This window comes from Paraglaciecola aquimarina (assembly GCF_032464635.1).
GTDB classification, from domain to species: Bacteria; Pseudomonadota; Gammaproteobacteria; order Enterobacterales; family Alteromonadaceae; genus Paraglaciecola; species Paraglaciecola aquimarina.
The window spans coordinates 1,271,520-1,292,847 of sequence record NZ_JAWDIO010000002.1 but is presented as its reverse complement, the minus strand read 5'-3'; the positions used below and the strand labels follow the sequence as shown (position 1 = coordinate 1,292,847).

General features: G+C 41.6%; 12 protein-coding genes and 9 pseudogenes. 10 read left to right on the top strand and 11 right to left on the bottom strand.

Annotation, left to right across the window (positions count from 1 at the left end; translation table 11 throughout):
• Positions 1 to 95 precede the first annotated feature (95 nt).
• Complete coding sequence (gene panP / locus RS130_RS06945) at positions 96 to 1,706, top strand: pyridoxal-dependent aspartate 1-decarboxylase PanP (RefSeq protein WP_316025345.1); 1,611 nt, start codon at positions 96 to 98, stop codon at positions 1,704 to 1,706.
• An 87-nt stretch (positions 1,707 to 1,793) separates the two neighbouring features.
• Here the strand turns inward: panP and panC are convergent.
• From panC to sfsA, 7 genes and pseudogenes are all read right to left on the bottom strand, one after another.
• Positions 1,794 to 2,643: pseudogene (gene panC / locus RS130_RS06940) on the bottom strand (pantoate--beta-alanine ligase).
• An 11-nt stretch (positions 2,644 to 2,654) separates the two neighbouring features.
• A pseudogene (gene panB, locus RS130_RS06935) lies at positions 2,655 to 3,448 on the bottom strand (3-methyl-2-oxobutanoate hydroxymethyltransferase).
• Positions 3,449 to 3,539: 91 nt separating this feature from the next.
• A pseudogene (gene folK / locus RS130_RS06930) lies at positions 3,540 to 4,018 on the bottom strand (2-amino-4-hydroxy-6-hydroxymethyldihydropteridine diphosphokinase).
• Positions 4,015 to 5,309: pseudogene (pcnB, locus tag RS130_RS06925) on the bottom strand (polynucleotide adenylyltransferase PcnB). Before pcnB ends, folK begins: the two co-directional pseudogenes overlap by 4 nt.
• A gap of 132 nt (positions 5,310 to 5,441) precedes the next feature.
• The gene (gene gluQRS / locus RS130_RS06920; protein WP_316025344.1) at positions 5,442 to 6,380 is read right to left on the bottom strand and encodes a tRNA glutamyl-Q(34) synthetase GluQRS; all 939 of its coding nucleotides are present in this window, start codon (positions 6,378 to 6,380) and stop codon (positions 5,442 to 5,444) included.
• 67 nt (positions 6,381 to 6,447) lie between these two features.
• Complete coding sequence (dksA, locus tag RS130_RS06915) at positions 6,448 to 6,894, bottom strand: RNA polymerase-binding protein DksA (protein ID WP_316025343.1); 447 nt, start codon at positions 6,892 to 6,894, stop codon at positions 6,448 to 6,450.
• A gap of 160 nt (positions 6,895 to 7,054) precedes the next feature.
• Positions 7,055 to 7,764 (bottom strand): annotated as a pseudogene (gene sfsA / locus RS130_RS06910) (DNA/RNA nuclease SfsA).
• A 62-nt stretch (positions 7,765 to 7,826) separates the two neighbouring features.
• On the opposite strand from sfsA, the pseudogene pepB reads away from it, so the two are divergent.
• The 3 genes and pseudogenes from pepB to RS130_RS06895 all read left to right on the top strand — a co-directional run bounded on the left by pepB (position 7,827) and on the right by RS130_RS06895 (position 10,700).
• Positions 7,827 to 9,109, top strand: a pseudogene (pepB, locus tag RS130_RS06905) (aminopeptidase PepB).
• 384 nt (positions 9,110 to 9,493) lie between these two features.
• Positions 9,494 to 10,084: a YhgN family NAAT transporter gene (locus tag RS130_RS06900; protein WP_316025342.1), complete on the top strand. Its 591-nt coding sequence runs from the start codon at positions 9,494 to 9,496 to the stop codon at positions 10,082 to 10,084.
• A gap of 34 nt (positions 10,085 to 10,118) precedes the next feature.
• A complete protein-coding gene (locus tag RS130_RS06895) occupies positions 10,119 to 10,700 on the top strand; it encodes a YjaG family protein (RefSeq protein WP_316025341.1) in 582 nt (193 codons plus the stop codon).
• A 128-nt stretch (positions 10,701 to 10,828) separates the two neighbouring features.
• Here the strand turns inward: RS130_RS06895 and rsmD are convergent, their stop codons facing one another.
• Entirely contained in the window at positions 10,829 to 11,419 is a 591-nt protein-coding gene (rsmD, locus tag RS130_RS06890; protein WP_316025340.1) for a 16S rRNA (guanine(966)-N(2))-methyltransferase RsmD, read from the bottom strand.
• An 84-nt stretch (positions 11,420 to 11,503) separates the two neighbouring features.
• Here rsmD and ftsY point away from each other — a divergent pair.
• From ftsY to ftsX, 3 genes and pseudogenes are all read left to right on the top strand, one after another.
• A pseudogene (gene ftsY / locus RS130_RS06885) lies at positions 11,504 to 12,875 on the top strand (signal recognition particle-docking protein FtsY).
• A 6-nt stretch (positions 12,876 to 12,881) separates the two neighbouring features.
• The gene (ftsE, locus tag RS130_RS06880; RefSeq protein ID WP_316025339.1) at positions 12,882 to 13,577 is read left to right on the top strand and encodes a cell division ATP-binding protein FtsE; all 696 of its coding nucleotides are present in this window, start codon (positions 12,882 to 12,884) and stop codon (positions 13,575 to 13,577) included.
• Between the two features lie 30 nt (positions 13,578 to 13,607).
• Positions 13,608 to 14,586 (top strand): annotated as a pseudogene (gene ftsX, locus RS130_RS06875) (permease-like cell division protein FtsX).
• 146 nt (positions 14,587 to 14,732) lie between these two features.
• Here ftsX and RS130_RS06870 read toward each other — a convergent pair.
• On the bottom strand, positions 14,733 to 16,346 hold the full coding sequence (locus tag RS130_RS06870) for a carboxylesterase/lipase family protein (protein WP_316025338.1): 1,614 nt from the start codon (positions 16,344 to 16,346) through the stop codon (positions 14,733 to 14,735).
• Positions 16,347 to 16,699: 353 nt separating this feature from the next.
• Between RS130_RS06870 and RS130_RS06865 the strand changes: the two genes are divergently transcribed.
• From RS130_RS06865 to RS130_RS06855, 3 genes are all read left to right on the top strand, one after another.
• On the top strand, positions 16,700 to 17,260 hold the full coding sequence (locus RS130_RS06865) for a helix-turn-helix domain-containing protein (protein ID WP_316025337.1): 561 nt from the start codon (positions 16,700 to 16,702) through the stop codon (positions 17,258 to 17,260).
• A 176-nt stretch (positions 17,261 to 17,436) separates the two neighbouring features.
• Positions 17,437 to 17,700: a hypothetical protein gene (locus tag RS130_RS06860; RefSeq protein ID WP_316025336.1), complete on the top strand. Its 264-nt coding sequence runs from the start codon at positions 17,437 to 17,439 to the stop codon at positions 17,698 to 17,700.
• A gap of 38 nt (positions 17,701 to 17,738) precedes the next feature.
• Positions 17,739 to 18,275, top strand: a complete 537-nt coding sequence (locus RS130_RS06855) for a DMT family transporter (RefSeq protein ID WP_316025335.1) — start codon at positions 17,739 to 17,741, stop codon at positions 18,273 to 18,275.
• Positions 18,276 to 18,279: 4 nt separating this feature from the next.
• Here RS130_RS06855 and tmpT read toward each other — a convergent pair whose 3' ends face one another.
• Together tmpT and parC are read right to left on the bottom strand one after the other, a co-directional pair.
• Complete coding sequence (gene tmpT / locus RS130_RS06850; protein WP_316025334.1) at positions 18,280 to 18,915, bottom strand: thiopurine S-methyltransferase; 636 nt, start codon at positions 18,913 to 18,915, stop codon at positions 18,280 to 18,282.
• A gap of 80 nt (positions 18,916 to 18,995) precedes the next feature.
• A pseudogene (parC, locus tag RS130_RS06845) lies at positions 18,996 to 21,301 on the bottom strand (DNA topoisomerase IV subunit A).
• Positions 21,302 to 21,328 lie beyond the last annotated feature (27 nt).

Here is a 21,328-nt window from a genome sequence, read left to right as displayed (position 1 = left end):
ACTTGCCCATGCCATGAATTTGCGCCAACTATTGGTCTACGGCCCGAATTAAGGTAAAGTTCGCCCTTCAAAAGCAATAATAAAAGGTTACAAGAGTGGCTGGAGCTGAAGTTAGTTTAGAGCACTTATATAGAGTATTTACCAAGCCTGAAGGCAAAGATTCTAAACTTGCTCAAATTGAACAACACTTGTCAGATAATCTCGCGGATTTTCTTTCGCAACATGTCGTCACTAAAGTCAATTCTCTTGAACAGATCGAAAGAAGTTTCGCTAAGTTCGCGGTGCCTGAAAAACCAGAGTTCGTCACTGATCATGCAGAGTCACTGCTAACAACCTTAGTTGCCAACTCAGTAAATACTTATTCTCCTACGTTTATTGGGCATATGACGTCGGCTTTGCCTTATTTTCACTTACCACTTGCTAAGTTGCTGGTTGGCTTGAATCAAAATCTAGTCAAAATAGAGACATCTAAAGCTTTTACCCCACTTGAAAGACAGGTGCTGGGTATGATGCATGAGTTAATATTTAAACAATCTAGTGACTTTTATAAAACCTATTTGCACAGTGCCAGTTATGCATTAGGCGCCTTTTGTTCGGGTGGCACCATAGCCAACATTACTGCTTTATGGATAGCAAGAAATAAAGCCTTACCAGCAAATGCTCAATTTAAAGGAGTATTTCAGGAAGGCATGGCGGCTGGCATGATGCATTATGGCTATAAAAGAATGGGTATTATCTCATCTAAACGAGGCCACTATTCTCTCTCGAAAGCCGTTGACTTGTTAGGATTGGGTCGTCAGCAAATGATCACGCTAGATTGCCCTACGCAACAACTGTCTCCCGAAAAAGCGCTTGCCGCTGGTAAACAGTATCAACAAGATGGCAATAAAGTATTGTCAATTGTGGGCATTGCCGGTACCACTGAAACAGGTCATATAGATCCCTTAGACGAGCTCGCTGACGTAGCCAAAGAGCTCGGTTGCCATTTTCACGTAGATGCTGCTTGGGGTGGCGCCACACTTTTTTCAAAAAAATACAGTAAGTTACTAAAAGGTATTGAAAAAGCTGACTCAGTGACAATAGATGCTCACAAACAGATGTACGTCCCCATGGGGGCCGGTATGGTACTGTTTAAAGATCCAAATGATAGCAATGCGGTTCGCCACCATGCTCAATATATCCTGCGAGCTGGCTCAAAAGACTTAGGGGCCACGACTATTGAAGGTTCACGTAATGGCATGGCGATGATGGTTTATTCATCATTGCATATATTAGGCCGCCAAGGATACGAGCTATTAATCGATCAAAGTATCCAGAAAGCCAACCTATTTGCCAACATGATTGACGAGCATGCTGATTTTGAACTTGTGACATCCCCTACTTTGTCTATCTTTACTTATCGTCTTAACCCCAAATCAGTACAACATAAATGCATGGCGCAACCTCAAATTGCCCATGCGTTAAATAACGAGTTAGATAAGTTAACGGTATCGGTGCAAAAAAGGCAAAGAGAAGCTGGCAAGTCCTTTGTTTCTCGCACTCGCTTACAAATAGAGAAATATGCTGAACAATCCATAACAGTGTTTCGCGTTGTGCTGGCCAATCCTTTAACCACTGAATCTGACCTACAAAATATATTAGATGAACAGCTGGAAATAGCCCAAGAAACCAAGACTTGGCATAAATTAACCAAAAAGAACAAGTAGCTTAAAATAAGGGCCAGCGAAATTTTGCGCTAGCCCATTATGTTATGACATTGGGTAATAATTAACCTGAACCCAGGTTAATTACCGTTAAATCGAGAATTGTAGATTATCAATGAGTCGAGTTTTACCCAAAAAAGCAGCAGCTAAAAGCACCAATTTTGAGTCTTCATGACTAGGTTGCAATAAAGACTCAACGTTACGTATTTCCAAATAATCAGGACTAAAACCAAGCCTTGCTAATTCTTTTTTATATTCGCTGGCTAGAAAAGTGAAGTCTCTTCGCCCTGCTTTAATCTCTTGTACTAAGGCATGCATTTTTTCGTATAAAGTTGGTGCTAACTTACGCTCTGAATCGCTTAAATATTGATTTCTTGAGCTTAGTGCTAAACCATCAGCTTCTCGAGTTGTCGCCACTCCGACTATTGTTAAATTCATCGATAAGTCAGTCACCATTGCTTTGATCACTTGCAATTGCTGGAAATCCTTTTCGCCAAAGAAGGCAATATTAGGCTGCACCATATTAAACAGTTTACACACTATGGTAGCCACACCACGAAAATGTCCAGGACGGCTAGCCCCACAGATCATGTAAGACAAACCAGGGACTTCCACAAAAGTTTGCTGCTCCAAGCCCCGCGCATAAATGTCTTCCGCTTGCGGCAAAAATAACGCATCCACACCTAATTCCTGCAACAACTTTTTGTCATTCTCTAGGGTACGTGGATAAGCGTCCAAATCTTCATCTGGACCAAATTGCATAGGATTAACAAAGATAGACACCACGACAATATCAGCCTTTTCCTTAGCGGCTCTCACTAAGTTTAAATGGCCTTGATGCAAGTTCCCCATGGTTGGAACAAATGCAATCACTTGACCACTGTTTTGCCAAGGCACGTCTAACTTCACGTAAATTTGGAATATCACTAATTAGATGCATAGGGTAAACCTTTAATTGAAGCTATGCTGTTCTGAAGGAAAGCTACCCGCTTGAACTTCTTCAATATATTGCTGAACGGCAGAACGCATGTCGCCACTTTGTTGCAAATAGTTTTTAGAAAATTTAGGCATGTAATTGGCACTAATTCCAAACATGTCATGCATTACGAGAATTTGTCCGTCAGTTTTGGCACCAGCGCCAATACCAATAACAGGTATAGTCAATCTTTGAGATATTTTTTCAGCCAAAATGGTAGGAATGCACTCTAAGACCAATAGTTGAATGCCGGCTTGTTCTAACAATATCGCCTGCTCTAGTATATTCTCTGCTTGAAGATCGTCTCGTCCCTGCACTTTAAACCCGCCAAATACATGTACGGACTGTGGTGTTAAACCTAAATGACCACAAACTGGAACGCCTCGCTCTTGCAAACCTTTAATGGTGTCTAGTAGCCAACTGCCACCTTCCACTTTAACCATACTAGCGCCTGCACTCATTAATTCTGCAGCATTCATATAAGCTTGTTCAGGTGTGGCGTAAGACATAAATGGCATGTCTGCTATTACAAACGCTCGCTCGACGCCCTTTCTTACAGAACGAGTATGGTAAGCGACATCGTCCATAGTGACACTTAACGTATCATCATCGCCTCTTAAGACCATACCTAATGAGTCTCCAATAAGTAAAACATCAATCCCCTGTTCATCAAACAATTTAGCAAAGCTCGCATCATAAGCCGTCAGTGCTGTGATAATCTTTTTTCTTGCTTCATTTTAAGCAAAGTAGAAGTCGTTACTTTCTTCATAGGATACTCTCCAGATTTTGAAACCTAGGTCTCTCATTAAGTTTGCGCACTATACGGAATTTTTAGCAAAATTCTAGAAACTAGTGTTGTTCTATATACGTTGTAGCCCATTTAATGGGCAGCTTTCAATTAACCTAGCGATCTGCTCACCGTTTGGCAGAACTAAATCAGCCGCTAATTCATAGAGAGGATATAAAACGAACTCTCTCTCTTCATCCCATAGTGGGGCACCGTCAACTCGTCGGTGGCGATAGTTAGTTGTCCAAACAACAGAATATCTAAATCAAGTGTTCGTGGCCCCCAACGATTCCCCTTGCGTTCACGCCCTTGCTCAAGCTCAATATTTTGTGTCGCCGTCAATAAATCCATTGGTAATAAACCAGTCTCTATTAGGACCACTGCATTGACATAATCGGGCTGATCTTGAGGCCCCATAGGTTGGCTGCGATAAAAACTAGAACATTTGACTAAGGACGTTGAAGGCAAATTGGATAACGCAACTAACGCTGCGTTTAGCTGTTTTTCTGGCTCAGACAAATTGCTGCCTAAGCCAATATATACATTGGTCATGTGGAAGATTTAGGTTTTTTCCGGTTACGACGAGGGCGACGTGGTGCACCACCCTCTCGATCACGCAACGTTTTCAACATTGTCTTACGTTGATCTTCACTTGCCTCTTGAAAATCGGTCCACCAATCTGCCAGTTCTAGTAAATCTCCCCTTCGATTTGACCACGCAATAATAAGAAATCATATGCCGCTCTAAATTTGGGATGTTCCAACATTTGGTATGCGCGGCGACCGTAGCGTTTTGATAAGCGATTTTGTAACTGCCAAATATCCCGAATAGGGATAGTAAAGCGTTTAGGGATCATAATACGTTGTAACTGGCGTGTAATAACGTCATTTAGCGCAAGATTAAAGGCATCAAAATGATTTAATCCACCTTCAGTCATTAATTGCTGACAACGCTCCTCTAATGGATACCACATAAAGGCGGCAAAAATAAATGCTGGTGTCACTCGCTGCCCTGTATTGATACGGTTATCCGTATTAGTAAGCACTTGCTCAACAAATCGACACTCTCGACTGTTTTGCTGTAATAACAAAGGTGAAAGTTGAGGAAATAAGGGGTCAAATAAGTGATATTCTGTCAGTAATCGATAGGTTTCTAAACCTTGCCCAGACAAGAATAGTTTAAGTACTTCCTCAAACAAACGAGCTGGCGGAATATTTGCCATTAAAGGTGCCATTCGCTTTATCGGCTCGGCGGTTTCATGACTAATCTGCATGTTCAATTTTGCGGCAAAACGAACCGCTCTAAGCATACGCACCGGATCTTCTCGATAACGTGTTTCTGGATCCCCAATTAATGCTATTTTGCGATCTTTAATTGCTTGCATACCACCAGCAAAATCACTAATAGAATAGTCAGCAATATTGTAATACATGGCGTTAATCGTAAAATCGCGACGCTGCGCATCTTCGCCAATTGACCCAAAAACATTATCTCTCAACAATTGCCCATGATCACTTTGTTTACTGATTTTTGATTCTGTATCTTGCGTATTTTCGTGATGCCCACGAAAAGTAGCAACTTCGATAATCTCACGACCAAATACGATATGGGCCAAACGAAAACGACGGCCTATCAATCTACAATTACGAAACAGTCCTTTGATTTGTTCTGGTGTAGCGTCAGTGGTAACGTCAAAGTCTTTTGGCTCTTTACCTAACATCACGTCTCTAATGCAACCACCAACCAAGTAAGCTTGATAGCCACTATTATGTAAACGATAGAGTACTTTAAGTGCGTTTTCGCTAATGTTGTCACGGGACACGGGATGCTCCGCGCGCGGAATAATATTTGCGACAAGCGTTACCGGTTCGTCTACGGTTTTGGCACGTAATGCACCTCTTACCTTATCAATTACACGGGAAATAATGTTCAGTTGCTCCTCTGCTTATGTTTGAACCTAAGATTTGCGCGCCAATCATATACTGTCTACTAATTCAATTCTATTATCAATACGTTCTTGTTCAGCAAGAAGTGAATGGATATCCCAATGTGCGATGGCCCATTGTAGAATATTGGCGCAACTTTCTTGCATTAATGACTTAGGTACCGACAGCCCTAAAAAGGCTAAGGCCTGTATTATATTACTTGATGCTTTTGAATTATCTATTCCAGGTGCATGATTTTGTTTACTTAATTTCATACCCGGCTTACTGACCACAACTGGAAAATGTAAGAATTTAGGAGTGGCTCTTTGGAAAGCTCGATACAGAGACAATTGAAAAGCCGTGGCGGATAGTAAGTCAGCCCCTCTTGCAACTTCACTAATACCTTGTTCAATATCATCGACTACTACTGCCAATTGATAGGCAAATAAACCATCTTTTCGTCTCAAGGTAAACTGAGCCGGAAGCTCGTTTGGCTTAAAGCTTATTTGCCCCAAAACCTGATCATTGAATTGTTTGATTGGGTCGCTGTGTTTAAAACGAATCGCGCAATCTTTTATGCGCAACGATCTATTCACACAGTCACACAGACAAAATACATCTGAATGCAACAACTGACTGCGTGTGCAAGCACACAAATACGTATGACCGTGCTTTGCCAGCCAATCGAGCTTGTCTAAGTAAAGCTCACTACGCTGGCTTTGATAGACCACTGAATCATCCCAATACAAATGATGCGCAGCTAAACATTTCAAGATATTGTCCGCAGCGCCCGGGATTTCTCTTGGAGGATCTATGTCTTCTATACGAAGTAACCACTTACCTTCATTTTTTTTTGCTTGTAAGTAACTTCCCACGGCCGTGACAAGAGAGCCAAAATGAAGAGGGCCAGAAGGTGATGGGGCAAAACGCCCAACATATTGGGTTGAATCAGTATTGACGGATGGCAACACTTTATTTTGAATAGCCAATTGAAAAGCTCAGTTTACTCAGCAACGATATAACGACTATATCGTTGCTAGGCAAAATAACGTAAAACTAACCCTGAAGTTGTTTTTCTTTAATTTCAGCCATGGTCTTACAATCGATACACATATCTGCTGTAGGCCTTGCTTCAAGACGACGTACCCCAATTTCGATACCACAAGCATCACAGAAACCGAAATCGTCTTCGTCTATTCTTTTAAGGGTTTTTTCAATCTTTTTAATTAACTTACGCTCTCTATCTCTAGTACGTAGTTCAAGACTAAACTCTTCTTCTTGAGCGGCACGGTCAACAGGATCCGGAAAGTTAGCAGCCTCATCTTGCATATGGTGAACTGTACGATCGACTTCTTGACGAAGCTGGTCTCGCCATGCTGTAAGTAATAAACCAAAATGCTCTAATTGAGCTTCGTTCATGTACTCTTCGTCTTTTTTCTCCTCATAAGGAGTCAATCCGGCAAGAGCTAATAATCCAAGTGTTTTATTTGTTGTTGTTGGCATCTGCCAATTCTCCTAAACTACGGCACGAGCTGAAATGTGCAGGCGGCTATGTATATCAGAAACCTTTTACACTGGCAATTGTTTGCTTTCAGCATCTTCCGTTAGAACCAAAACAATTTTGAAGCAGGGTATATGGGGACCTAACTAGAAAAATCAACTACTAAGTAGGATATAAAAACTCCAATGATTGATTTATATAGGTTTTTTCTGAATCTATATGGCAAGCATAACAGACCACTTCGACCCCATTTGCCACCGCAAGCTTTAATTCGGCAGCATAATCACTATCAATGTGTTTTGCTACTTGCACTGAATTGATACCGGAATGTTGCACACAAAAAACAGCACTGCACGTTTACCTTGTTGTGCTATTGCAGTTAATTCTCGTAAATGCTTTTGCCCCCGTAAGGTTTTTGTATCAGGAAAATAACCTAAACCATTTTCCATCAATGTCACCGATTTCACTTCTACATAGCAATCTTGCTTGCCTTCTTTGCTTAACAGAAAATCAATTCTGCTGTTTTCTTCGCCAAATTTCACTTCAGGTTTGATATGTTCGTACCCATCAAGCTCAGCTATCCTAGCCGCAAGCAAAGCTTCTTTTACTAACGCATTGGCTTTATGAGTATTCACTCCAATCCAATGCTCGGCTTCTGTGAGTACCACTTCCCATGTATAGGCTAATTTTCGTTTTGGATTATTACTGGGAGATAGCCAAACTTGCCAACCAGGTTCTGCACAACCTGTCATAGCCCCGGTATTAGGGCAATGAGCAGTCACTAAACTACCGTCAGACAAGGTAACATCGGCTAGAAAACGTTTATATCGTTTGACCAATGTGCCTTTTATTAAATTTTCGGAAAAATACATAATTACTAACTAAGTCTATTTTGCGTGGTATTCTAACAAAGTTTTATTTTCTTGGAGCGATCATGTCTACTTTATCTATTTATCTTACCAATCAAGTCCCTGCTGATTGTTATGGCCCTACTTCTGTGGTGTCAATAACCGCAGAGCAAGCCAATATTCACCTATCACAGAATAATGATTCTTTAGCAATTATACAATCAGCAGCGCGTCAATTAGATGGCTTAGGCATACTTCAAGTATCGTTAATGGGAGACTGGCAAATTGAGCAGCAATGGGCTTTTGCACAAAGCTTTACGACAACAAAAAAGCAACATCATATCCGTTGGTGCCAAGATGAAAATCAACAAGAGCTTGAACATAGATATAATTGCATGCTGTTCACCCGTAATTTAATTAATGCCACGCCAGAAGAACTATCTCCAGAAGTATTGGCAGAATCTTGCGTCAGCTGGATAAAATCACTGACATCACACTCAATCAAGACTAAACAACTAACTGGTGAAGAACTCGCGCAACATGGATGGTTTGGGATATACCATGTAGGTCGAGGCAGCGCTCGCCCACCTGTTATGTTAGAACTTGATTACAACCCTTCGGGCAACGAAAATGAGCCGGTTGCCGCTAGCTTAGTGGGCAAGGGCATTACATTTGATAGTGGTGGTTACAGCATCAAAAGTAGTGAAGGTATGGTGAGCATGAAATGTGACATGGGGGCGCAGCCACCGTTACTGGAGGCTTAGGGCTTGCCATTTTGCGCGGATTAAATAAACGCGTGAAACTATTTTTATGTTGCGCCGAAAACCTTATTAGTGGTCACGCATTTAAGTTAGGTGACATCATTACTTATAAAAATGGCACAACGGTTGAGATAGTAAACACAGACGCCGAAGGCCGTTTAGTGCTAGCAGATGGGTTAATGGCTGCCAGCGAGACTGGTAGCAAACTAATCATAGATGCAGCGACGCTAACTGGCGCTGCTCAAATCGCACTCGGCTCTGAATACAACGCGTTTTTCAGTTTAGACCAGTCACTCACACAACGAGCTCTTGGTTATGCAGCTAGCGAATTTGAACCGTCTTGGCCTTTACCCCTTGAAAAGTGGCATAGAAACAAATGCCCATCCCCTTTTGCCGACACTGCTAATAGCAATATACGTAAAGGTGGCGGAGCGGGAGGTGCATCAAACGCTGCTGGATTTTTATCACGCTTTGTTAACGAAGAAGGTACCAGCTGGTTGCACATTGATTTAGCCGCTGCTTATAATTCTGGAAATACTGCATTTCTGCCAGCAGGTGCGACTGCCCAAGGTTTTAGAACCATAGCAAGGGCTTTGCTAGAAGAATAACAATGAGTTTTTAAGGATACTCATTGGCTGCACAAGTAATGGGCGATACATTCATCGCCCTTTGCAAGTCACGCCTCTACAAATTGGCATTGGTCTGTAGTGAATAGCGTTATTCAAACGACTTGATGACACTCTCGCAGAATGCCAGCTCGCCTTCTCCCCCAGAACCCGCAGTTATTCAGTTCGCCAGCATGATACTGAAATGATTAGCCTTTATACGATTTGGGTTCTGCGTCCTGTCAAAGTGGCGAAGAATCGGTGAGCGTATGGTAATCATTCACTTCATTAGGTTAGCCAGTTGGGTATGTAAAATTTAACTAGTTTTAGAGCTTCACCAAAAGATCGGATAGACTAGCCATCACACAGAATAGGCACAGGATATTTATGGACACTTGGTCAGCCGCCATAACACTATTTTTAATAATGGATCCATTAGGAAACTTACCGGTATTTATGTCGGTTTTAAAAACGATAGAACCTAAGCGTCGAAGAATTGTTTTAGCTAGAGAATTGTTCTTCTCACTTTTGATTATGTTTGCCTTTTTATTCAGTGGGCAAGCAGTGCTAGATTTTCTGAGTGTAAGTCAAGAAACGGTGAGTATCGCTGGCGGTATTATCTTATTTATCATAGGTATCAAAATGATCTTTCCTCAACCTGATGGAGTGACAGGTTTAGAGCCCGGTGAAGAACCTTTTATTGTACCTTTAGCTATTCCAATGATTGCAGGCCCCTCGGTATTGGCTGCGTTGATTTTACTCGCCAACCAAGACCACAGCAGAATGTTGGACTGGTCAATGGCATTAGGTGGGGCTTGGTTAGTATCTGCAACAATTCTTATGCTTTCTAGCACGTTTCATCGTATATTAGGCGAAAGAGGGCTTATCGCTATTGAGAGACTTATGGGTATGATCCTCATCATGATATCCATTCAAATGTTCTTAGATGGCGTAGGTAAATACTACGCCATCAAGTAGCAGTTACATTACTATTCATACAAAAGAGATTAACTTGAATAAAAAATTAAATATATTTCAACAAGTTAGAGAGTTGGAAGGATGGGCAGCTATTGCGTTTTCAGCAACTTTATTAGAGAGAATGCTGCCTAACTACAACTTGTTTTGTGAAGTTACAGAGTTTGCCGATCCAGCCCAATATCGCAAAACACTGAACTCAATTTGGGAGTGGTTAGCTGTCCCTAAAGCGAAAATAAATTTTAGTGCACAGTTAGAAAAAATAGAAGAACTTGTACCCGACGCCAGTAATTTTGATAATTATGGGGTGTACCCAGCAATAGACGTAGCCATGTCTATGTCGGCAACTATTTTGCTGATCCAAGGAGAAGATCCTCAAGGGGCGGTTGTCGTCAGTAAATTATCACAAGGTGGAGTCGAAGCTTTTATTGAGGCCAGTTCAGGTGAACCTCTAGAAAGCCAAGAAATTAAACAGCATCCGTTGATGCAGTGGGAGATAGAAACCCAGCAAGAATTATTGTTACTGCTAAAAGAATATCCCAAAGGCGCAGAAACCTGCAAAAAACTCAAAGCCCTAGCCACAGCTGAAGGTATGAGTAATATTGGTATCGAGATATAAATAATTTGCGTAAAGAATAAAAGGCAAACAATCTTGCATGTTTGCTTTTTAAGTTAATTCCTAGCGACCTACATCCCCTGTTATTTTGTCAATCGAGCCATGTCCCCCCTGCCCGCTGCAAAGCAGCTTTAGCTCTGTCTCCGATAAAGCCGAGATTGCACCTGAGATGTTTGCTTTTCTTTAATTAATTGCCAGTCTTGAGGTACGATATAATTGCCGCCTTGCCCTTCACATTCAATATAAATAACGCCATCAGGGGCAAGCAAGTTTTGGGCAGATATTGTGTTGACAACATCTGCCAACAGGTTTTTGTTGAACGGCGGATCTAAAAAAATCAAATCAAAGGGTTCAGTCAACTCATCGAGCACACGTAGAGCATTGCCTTGGATGAGCGCAACTTGCTCACTTTTTATATCTAATAATTTAATATTTTCCGCTATATTCGATGCCGCTTTTTTATCTAACTCAATAAAAGTCGCGCTGGCAGCGTAACGGGATAAGGCTTCAAATCCTAATCCTCCACTACCGGCAAAGACATCTAAACACTTAGCCTCTGTGGTATAGGGCATTAACCAATTAAACAAGGTTTCCTTGTTTCTATCAGTAGTGGGGCGTAAGCCCTGCACATCAAGTACAGGCAATTTTCGCCCACGCCATCGGCCACTAATGATACGAATTGCACCATTTGCCTTTTTGATTGTTTTTACGCCTCGCTTCATTTGGGATAGAAATGCTATTATTGTGAACTTATGTGAGTAGTGTACTTAATTAAATCAACGAATTTCCAAGGATTTTTCACCGGTATGTCAAAGTTTTTCAACTGGCTCAAGAAAAATAAAGATCAAGAAGAGACTTTACCTTCAGATCAAACCCCCTCTGTTCCCAGCGACAATCAAGCTGAACAGACCCCTAACCCAACCAAGAACAATGATTCTAAAACAAATAATTTGGATCAAAAAGATCGAAATAACAGTGATTTAGAACCAACCAAACTTGAAACCTCGGCTCATAATGAAATAATCGAAAGCGAAGCAGAAGAAGCAGAAATCGCGTTAGAAACTAATGATTCTTATATCGAAGTCGATGAAGAGCCTAAATCTGCCCTTGTTGAGAATAAAACACCAACTGAAGTTGTTGAGCAAAATACCAGCGACGACGTGACCGACATTGAAGCTGAACAGCAACAAGTTAACGTCGAGCCCATTGTCGAATCAAAAGTTGCAGTAGAAAAAACCGGATTTTTTAGTAAATTAAAACGCAGTTTGTCGCGCACCAAAGAAAGTATCGGCAGTGGTATTTTTGGGATATTTCGTGGCAAAGCAATCGACGACGATTTATTCGAAGAGTTAGAAACCCAATTGTTAGTGGCCGACTTAGGCATGAACACAACGGTTAAGTTAATTAAACAATTAACTGACAGCTCAAATCGTAAACAACTTAAAGATGGCGAAGCTTTGTATCAACTGTTGAAAGAGCAAATGGCGGAGATATTGACTAAGGTCGATAGCCCCTTGGAGATAAAATCAGCTTCAGGGCCTTTTGTTATTTTAATGGTAGGTGTGAACGGAGTAGGTAAAACAACGACCATAGGAAAAATGGCGAAACAATTTCAACGTCAAGGTAAAAAAGTAATGTTAGCAGCGGGAGATACGTTTAGAGCTGCAGCAGTAGAACAGTTAGAAGTGTGGGGCGAGCGAAATAATATTCCCGTTGTTGCACAGCAAACTGGCTCGGATAGCGCGTCAGTTATATTTGATGCCTTTCAATCGGCCAAAGCCAAAAACGTAGACATACTGATTGCCGACACTGCTGGGCGATTGCAAAATAAAGATCACCTAATGGAAGAGTTGAAAAAAGTAGTGCGGGTGATGAAAAAAATCAATCCAGATGCTCCCCACGAAATTATGCTCACTTTAGATGCCAGTACCGGCCAGAATGCCGTTAGTCAAACTAAGTTGTTCCACGAAGCTGTCGGCTTAACTGGCATTAGTTTAACTAAGCTAGACGGTACAGCTAAAGGTGGCGTGATATTCTCAATTGCCGATGAATTTAACATTCCTATTCGTTATGTAGGAATTGGTGAAGGGATAGACGATCTCACGTCCATTTAACGGCAAAGATTTTGTAGACGCTCTTTTCACAGAAACAGACCATCAAGCAGAGCAGGAGAACTAGTCTCCCATGATAAAGTTTGAGCAAGTCAGTAAGACCTATCCAGATGGACAACAAGCCCTCAGAAAAGTCGACTTTCATATTGAACCCGGTGAAATGGCCTTTTTAACTGGCCATTCGGGAGCAGGAAAAAGTACCTTACTCAAACTCATTTCTATTATGGAGCGGCCTACTGTTGGTAGGGTGCTAATTAACGGCCACGATCTCAGTACGATTCAACGCAAACAAATAGCTTATATCCGTAGAGATATAGGCATGATATTTCAAAGTCACCAATTATTGATGGATAAGACTGTGTTCGATAATGTCGCTTTACCACTAATTATTGAAGGCTTTTCACATAAAGAAACAGCCAAGCGCGTGCATGCAGCATTAGAAATGGTAGGCCTTAGAGATAAAGTTAGAAATTTACCCATGATGCTCTCAGGGGGCGAACAACAAAGAGTTGGAATTGCTCGCGCGGTAGTCAATAAACCTCCTTTGTTATTAGCTGACGAGCCAACGGGAAACTTAGATCCCAAGTTATCAATGGAAATCATCAAGCTATTCGAAGACTTTAATCAGGCCGGGGTTTCGGTTTTTATTGCGACCCATGATTTAGGTCTTATTGCTCGCATGAAATACCGTACCTTAACGCTCAAACAGGGCCAAATGATTACAGATGGGTTAACCCAAGAATTTCAAAGCGATGATTTATATGTCTAAGTTAATTTCTTATTTTTCACAGGTTTTGGTATGAGCATCTTATTTAAAGGCCGAGTGCAAGGGGCGCAAATTAGCAAAGTGTCTTTTGCTCAAAGAGTCACAATGTTTTTTATCAGCCATTTTAGGCAAGCCTTAGGCAGCCTTGGAGAGCTCTGGCGCTCTCGTCTTTCAGCGATTATGACAATAGGCGTATTGGGGCTAAGTATTACTTTGCCTTCAACGTTATACGTTATGGTTAAAAATGCCGAAAACGTCAGTTCTGGATGGGAAGAAGCCTCTCAAATATCATTGTTTTTGCAAGAAACGGCGAATAAACAAGATGTCGATCAATTCCTAAAACGCATTCAACTTTGGCCAGAAATTGACTCCATAGACTTTATTTCGGCGGACAAAGCGTTAGATGAATTTAAACAACTATCAGGCTTTGGCGATGCAATCGCTTATCTAGATAAAAACCCGTTGCCTAATGTTGTATTGGTTACCCCCACATCTCGACATAGTGCCCCCACACCTGCACGTCTGTTATTAGATAAACTTAAAAAAGAGCGTGAAGTGGATATCGGAAAATTAGATATTGAGTGGCTAGAGCGCCTTCACGCAATCTTAAATGTAGTGAAAGATCTAGTCACAATCATCGCACTGCTCTTGTTTCTGGCTGTAGTCCTCATTATTGGAAACACAATAAGACTTAATATTCTCAGTAAAAAGGATGAGATTTTAGTCATGAAACTGGTTGGGGCCACCGATGCTTTTATACAACGCCCATTCATGTATACAGGATTTTGGTATGGTTTCTTAGGGGGTGTTGGCTTGGTTTGCTGTCACTCTGTTACTTTGGTGGATGAGTAGTAGTGTTGCTGCTGTAAGTGCGCTATATCAAAAGAGTTTTGATATCACCGGTTTAAATTTTACAACATTCGTTGTTATGTTAGTGGTCTCGGTATTTTTAGGGTTGAGTGGTTCGCTATTATCGGTCAGGCGACATGTACGACAAATAGAGCCTAAATAATCTTAACCGAAGTCAGGTTGTTGCTGTGTCGCGAATATTTTAGGGTAGCTTTAGTAGCGCTAGGCAGCATACCTAGCGCGCTCTCGAAAAATCCTCAGCTCAAACCAAATATCTAGACACCAAGGTCAACAATCGCTCGTTAAAACTCAATCAATATCGATGGATATTAATCGATTCAGCTCGGTATATCGATGATGTAAATGGTGATTGTCCTGAGCATAGGGCTTGAGCCCTATAACTAACTGCTTGTTTTGCTCAAATGGCGGCCATTTCACCAGCCCCTTACTATTTGGGTTGCCGGTTTTGATAAAATTGATGAAGTATTGCTGTATTGTTTTTGAGACTAGATAATCTTCTGGCCGCCAATGATAAAGCGGGTTCACGTCTAAATTCCCCAAAGCATATTCTATTTCCGCAGAATGGGTCGCCCCTCGAGCGTTCCCTTGAGGCCATTTATTAGTCCAATATTGAGCTTTCATTTGTGGTCTAACATGATCATAGTGATAATAATAATTAGGATTTTGATTGGTTTTGCTCACCACATTCATCCAATTCCAAGTGGACAAACTAATAAACTCATCACTGGCTATTGCCTGTGCAGCGTCTTTTACCTGCTCACTAGATTCGGCTGGGTATAGACTTAACATGTGTTGGTAGATACGAGGATAGCGGCGTTTTACTGCCTTACGGTAGTTATCTACTGTAGGCTCTTCGTTTTGCAATATGCTTCGGTAGCTACCTTCTTGAGAATTATTTCCCGCTAAAAGAGGTACCTTTGCATACTCCCCTTGTTGATACATTTGAATAATATTTTTAGGGATGACATATTTATCTATAGTCGCTGAAAATCGGCCATATTGAGTTTTAGCCACAGCTGTAAGTAGCTTTTTAGCTGGCACTTGTCTTAGCTGAGCAATACTATTGTTTGAGATCAATTGCTCCTGTTCAATCAAAGCATCTACTAATTTCTCTCCCCAATTTTCGGCAGTAGTTAAAGTTGTCAATCGACCCGCTAATAACGAACCGCTTTCGCCTATCGCCCCACTTATCATGTCTCTGGACAGAGGAGAAGCCATCAAAGCACTAACCGAGAAAGAACCAGCAGATTCACCCGCAATTGTTATTTTATCTGGATTGCCTCCAAATGCATGAATATTCCGTTTAACCCACTGCAATGCTGCAGCTTGATCCATAAAGGTATAATTTCCCGAGCCCCCATAGCCTGAAGCTTTTGACAGCTGCGGATGGGCCAATAAACCAAACACCCCTAAACGATAATTGACAGTCACGGTGACTATGCCCTTGGTTGCCATATTTGCACCGTCGTATCGTTTTTCAGATCCGTCTCCAGCGGCAAAACCACCACCATAGAAATAAACTAAAACAGGCAAGTTATTGGATTGTTCTGCAGGTGTCCAAACATTTAAGAACAAACAATCTTCGCTAGTTCCCGAATCTCGAAACTGCATGTCACTGTATAGAGAACGTTGCATACACCTATTACCAAACTGCTTGGCACTTTTCACGCCTTGCCAATTTGTAGCCGGTTGTGGTGGCCGCCACCTTAGCTCGCCTACTGGTGCTTTTGCAAAGGGAACGCCTTTAAATGAGCGAACACCACTAGTGCTATCAACTGTGCCCTGCAAAGTGCCTTCGGCGACCTTAACAATATTCGGCTGTAGATGCCCCTCGACTTGACTACAGCCAAAAACAAGTAAACTCATCAGCACTAAAAAGCTAGTGTGTATCAATCCCATCATTGCTCCTTTAAAAAGCCTAGTTGCTTACCCTAACGGCTGCAGACATCAAATACAACAGTCTGAATACAGCCCAGAGACAGAATAGCCGCTTCAGCAATAGTACATGACAGTGTTGCATCCTATTTTATGCAACTAGTTCTGGCGTTTATTAATGGGCTGTATTATTTTCTCTTAGCGTTTTCTCAATTTAGTTATTTTCTTCACGATGCCAAACACTTTATCCATTCGTTCCTATGGTCGTCAAAAAGTCAGTCACACCCATGCCTTCAATCAATTGGTTTTACCGTTGCGAGGGGTAATTAATATCGAGGTAAATTCGTATAAAGGTAAAGTCACACCTTGACGAGTGTGTGGTGATTAAATCTACCAATGTACATTCTTTTACAGCAGACACAGAAGCAAGGTTTGTGGTAGCAGACTTAGACACCTTGCCAGATAACATTATTCATTCAGACTCGGTAGTTTTCTCAATTAGTAAGCCCTTACTCCTATTTTTGGCGTTTATTGAAGGGCAGTTGGAATTTCATGTAAATAAGAACCTAGAGAGGTTGTGCTACCAGACATTCTATTCTCTGCTGTCAGAACAAAAATTGTTCACACAATTAGAGCGCAGAATTCGCGAAGCAATTGAGTATATAGAAGCAAACATTACCCAGCAGTTACCAATTAGTCAATTGGCTCAAGTCGCGTACCTAAGTGAAACCCAGTTCAAAAAATCATTCAAACTCCAAGTAGGTACAACCGTTGCTAAATATATTGTGAACTTACGCATGGATAAAGCCAAAGCGCTCTTACTGCATACCGATTACCCTATTCACATAGTAGCAGAACAAGTTGGCTACACCGACTACACAGCTTTTAGTCGCCGTTTTTCTGCTCATTTTGCCATGCCCCCATCCAAGTTTATGAGTTAATGACGTCTGTATTGCATACAAAAGCGTCTTTTTAGCAATAAGTAGAAGGCAAATTTCCCATATAATTTAACGTCACTAAACAGCGATAGGGGAATAGACATACTTGCCAAAAATGACGTCACTAAAGGCACAATTGCCATAATTCTGAGCAGTCTTTTTGGGGGACCACTGGCACAATGGCTACCTTTACAACCCAAGTTAGCCCATTAGCAACAGGCACTTTCGCCATGGGTGTTGGAGGAATTTTACTTCTACTTAGCGCCTACAAATCTTTATTTAAAGACATCAAAAAACTTAGAAATCGGCCATTACTTTTATTAACCGGTGGACTGTCGATTGCCGTGTATCCTTTAGCATTCTATACCTCAATGCATTGGTCTGGTGTGGCTATTGGAACGGTTATCTCTATTGCCTCAGCGCCTTTTTTCTCTTTTTACTAGAACGTCTAATCAACAACAAACCAACCTCTACACGTTGGATGGTCAGTTTTTTAATTGGTGCTGTTGGCATAACTCTGCTTACCCTTGGCCAGCAAAAAAGCCCGAGCGCATCATTCACTTCTGACACTTACTATTGGGGCGTAGCTTTGGGACTTGTAGCCGGTTTAACTTATGCCATCTATTCATGGGTCGCGAAGCAAATGATAGAAAGTGGCATCAGCTCAACGTCTTCCATGGCAAGTATGTTTGGCTTAGCAGCAGTTATGTTACTCCCTTCTTTATTCTTGACCGGTGATAATTTGTTGTCTGGTGCCACTAACATTACCGTCGCCCTTTATATGGCGGTAATCCCTATGTTTTTGGGATACTTGTTATTTGGCTATGGTTTACGACATGTTCATGCTAGCGAAGCCACGCTGATAACCTTATTAGAGCCAGTCGTTGCAACTTTATTAGCAATTTCAATAGTGGGCGAGGTATTTAACTACCTAGGCTTGTTAGGGATGTTTTTGATTGGAGTGTGCCTACTGCTACAAATAATCAAACCGCAAAAGTGCCAAGTTTCACTTAGCTAATTGTTCATTTTTGCAGTAAATAGACTGCATCAAATACCTTTTTCTGGCCCTTAAATCCCCCATCAATTCTGTCTCGATATAACTGTTTAACGGTGTAGTAAGCAGAATAATGACGTTGAACTTCATCTGCTGTTACACTGAAAGGAGGACCTGCGAGGAGTGATTGATCATAATCAAAGGTGACTAAAAGCTGTTGAGCATAATTTGTAATATGAAGTAGGTGAGCGGTATATTTGTCCCGCAGGGATTGAGGTAAAGCAACTATTGCAGCCCTATCATATACGCCATCAAGGGCCCCAATATCAACAGAGTTTAATGCAAAGAAATCCCCCACGAAGACACACAATTTTGGCGCAGAGTATTGGGTAAATACGCCGTGAGGTTTAACAATAGGCTCAACATCCAACTCACTAAACAAAGCAATAACTGCATTTTCATTTAGTTCATTAGCGACAACCTCAACACCGCGATCTAATAGCCAAGCTATGTCACGAGTTTTTCCACACAAAGGAACAAAAATTCTAGGCGCGCTACTAAGTTCTAGACTCTCAAAATAGCTTTTCAGTAAATAACTACCTTCAATTTCATGAAACCCTATTTCGTTGTTACGCCAGCGTTGATGCCAAAAGTCATGTTCCATTTAGCGTTTCCTTAGGTACCATTTATATTCGGTGTATGTGGTTGTAGTGAATCGTGCAGCACATAAATAGTTCGTAGCCTCTAGTCTAACGAGATACCATCAGTTGACTCGCCCGTATCATCAGCACCACTCTTAACCGCTTCAACTTCAATGCCGTCCACTCGCTGCAATCCTCTTGGCAACTTATTACCTCGGCGACCACGTTCACCTTGATAATGAGCCAAATCAGCAGCCGTCAGTGTCATACCTCGCTTACCAGCTAGAATTTTCACATTAGCGCCCACAGGTACCACAGCTAATACTTTTACGTACTCTTCACGAGATTGCGCTTTAGCTGAGGGAATGCTTATCAGCTTATTCCCTTTACCTTTACCTAAACTAGGTAAATCGCGAAGTGGAAACATCAACATACGGCCTTCGTTAGAAATAGCTAAGCACCAGTCACTTTTCAAGTCATGTACAGGTTGTGGATTGATAATTTTTGCCGCGTTAGACAAAGACAAATAGGCTTTACCGGCTTTGTTTTTACTGATCATATCGCTGAACTTACCGACAAAACCGTAGCCTGCGTCTGAAGCCATTAAGTATTGCTGAGTATCTTGACCCATGACAACGTGCTCAATATTTTCTCCGCCCACCACATTAAAACGCCCGGTAAGAGGTTCACCTTGACTTCTCGCTGACGGGAGTCCATGAGCATCACATGAAAACGCTCGGCCAGAAGAGTCTAAAAAGACAACTTGCTGATTACTACGTCCTTTTGCACTAGATTGATAACTATCACCAGCTTTGTAACTTAGGCCAACAACATCAACATCATGACCTTTAGCACAACGCGCCCAGCCTTTTTCCGATAACACCACGGTGACCGCTTCTGATGGCATCAGTTCTTTCTCAGAAAGCGCCTTTGCTTCGCCGCGGGCGACGATGGGCGAACGACGCTCATCTCCGTAAAGCTCCGCTGCGGCCAATATTTCTTTTTTGATCAAGGTTTTTAGGCGCCTATCTGAACCTAGCAATAGTTGCAGTTCATCACGCTCTTTAGCTAATTCGTCTTGCTCACCTTTTATTTTCATTTCTTCCAATTTAGCTAGGTGCCGCAATTTCAATTCAAGAATGGCTTCAGCTTGAATATCTGACAAAGCAAACTGGGCCATCAACGCTTGCTTAGGTTTATCTTCATAACGAATAATGCGGATCACTTCGTCAATATTCAAAAAGGCAATCAATAAACCTTCAAGAATATGTAGTCTGGCAAGCACCTTGTCTAATCGATACTGTAACCTACGCACTACAACATCTTTCCTAAAGACTAGCCACTCTGACAAAATACTGCGTAAGTCTTTAACTTGGGGCGGCCATCTAGGCCAATCATATTAATATTGACCCGATAACTTTTTTCTAAATCGGTAGTAGCGAACAAATGTTGCATTAACTGCTCAACATCAACCCTGTTGGAGCGTGGGGTAATCAACAACCTAGTTGGATTTTCATGATCAGACTCATCTCGCAAATCGCTTACCATTGGCAACTTTTTGGCTTGCATTTGTCCAGCAATTTGTTCGAGAATTTTTCCGCCTGATGCCTGATGAGGTAGCGCGGTAATGATGATATCGCCATTATCTTCGTGGTACACCCCTCGCATTTTTACAGAACCTTTACCTGATTCATAAATTTTGGCGATATCTGCTTTGGAGGTTATAATTTCAGCGTCAGTTGGATAGTCGGGGCCTTGCACAAATTCCAATAGTTCATGCAATTCTGCTTTACTATTATCTAGTAAATGCGCACAAGCATTCGCAACTTCACGAACATTATGGGGTGGAATATCGGTAGCCATACCAACCGCAATCCCAGTAATTCCATTTAGTAAAATATGCGGCAATCTAGCTGGTAACACTTTAGGTTCGTCCAGAGTACCATCAAAATTCGGCTGCCAATCTACTGTGCCTTGGCCCAATTCGGTTAGTAATACTTCACTGAATTTTGATAACCGAGATTCGGTATAACGCATGGCGGCAAAAGATTTAGGGTCGTCTGGCGCGCCCCAGTTACCTTGCCCGTCGACTAAAGGATATCGATAAGAAAATGGCTGCGCCATTAATACCATTGCTTCGTAACAAGCTGAGTCACCATGTGGATGAAATTTACCTAACACATCACCTACTGTACGAGCTGACTTCTTATATTTAGCAGCATTGCTTAAACCTAGTTCAGACATCGCATAAATAATCCGCCTTTGCACGGGCTTTAACCCATCACCAATATGCGGCAAAGCTCTATCCATAATTACGTACATGGAATAGTTTAAATAAGACTCTTCCGTAAAACGACGCATTGGTAATTGTTCAATGCCATCTTTATTGATAATAGTTTCTTGGCTCATACTCGACTATTTACACCACTGGTTGAA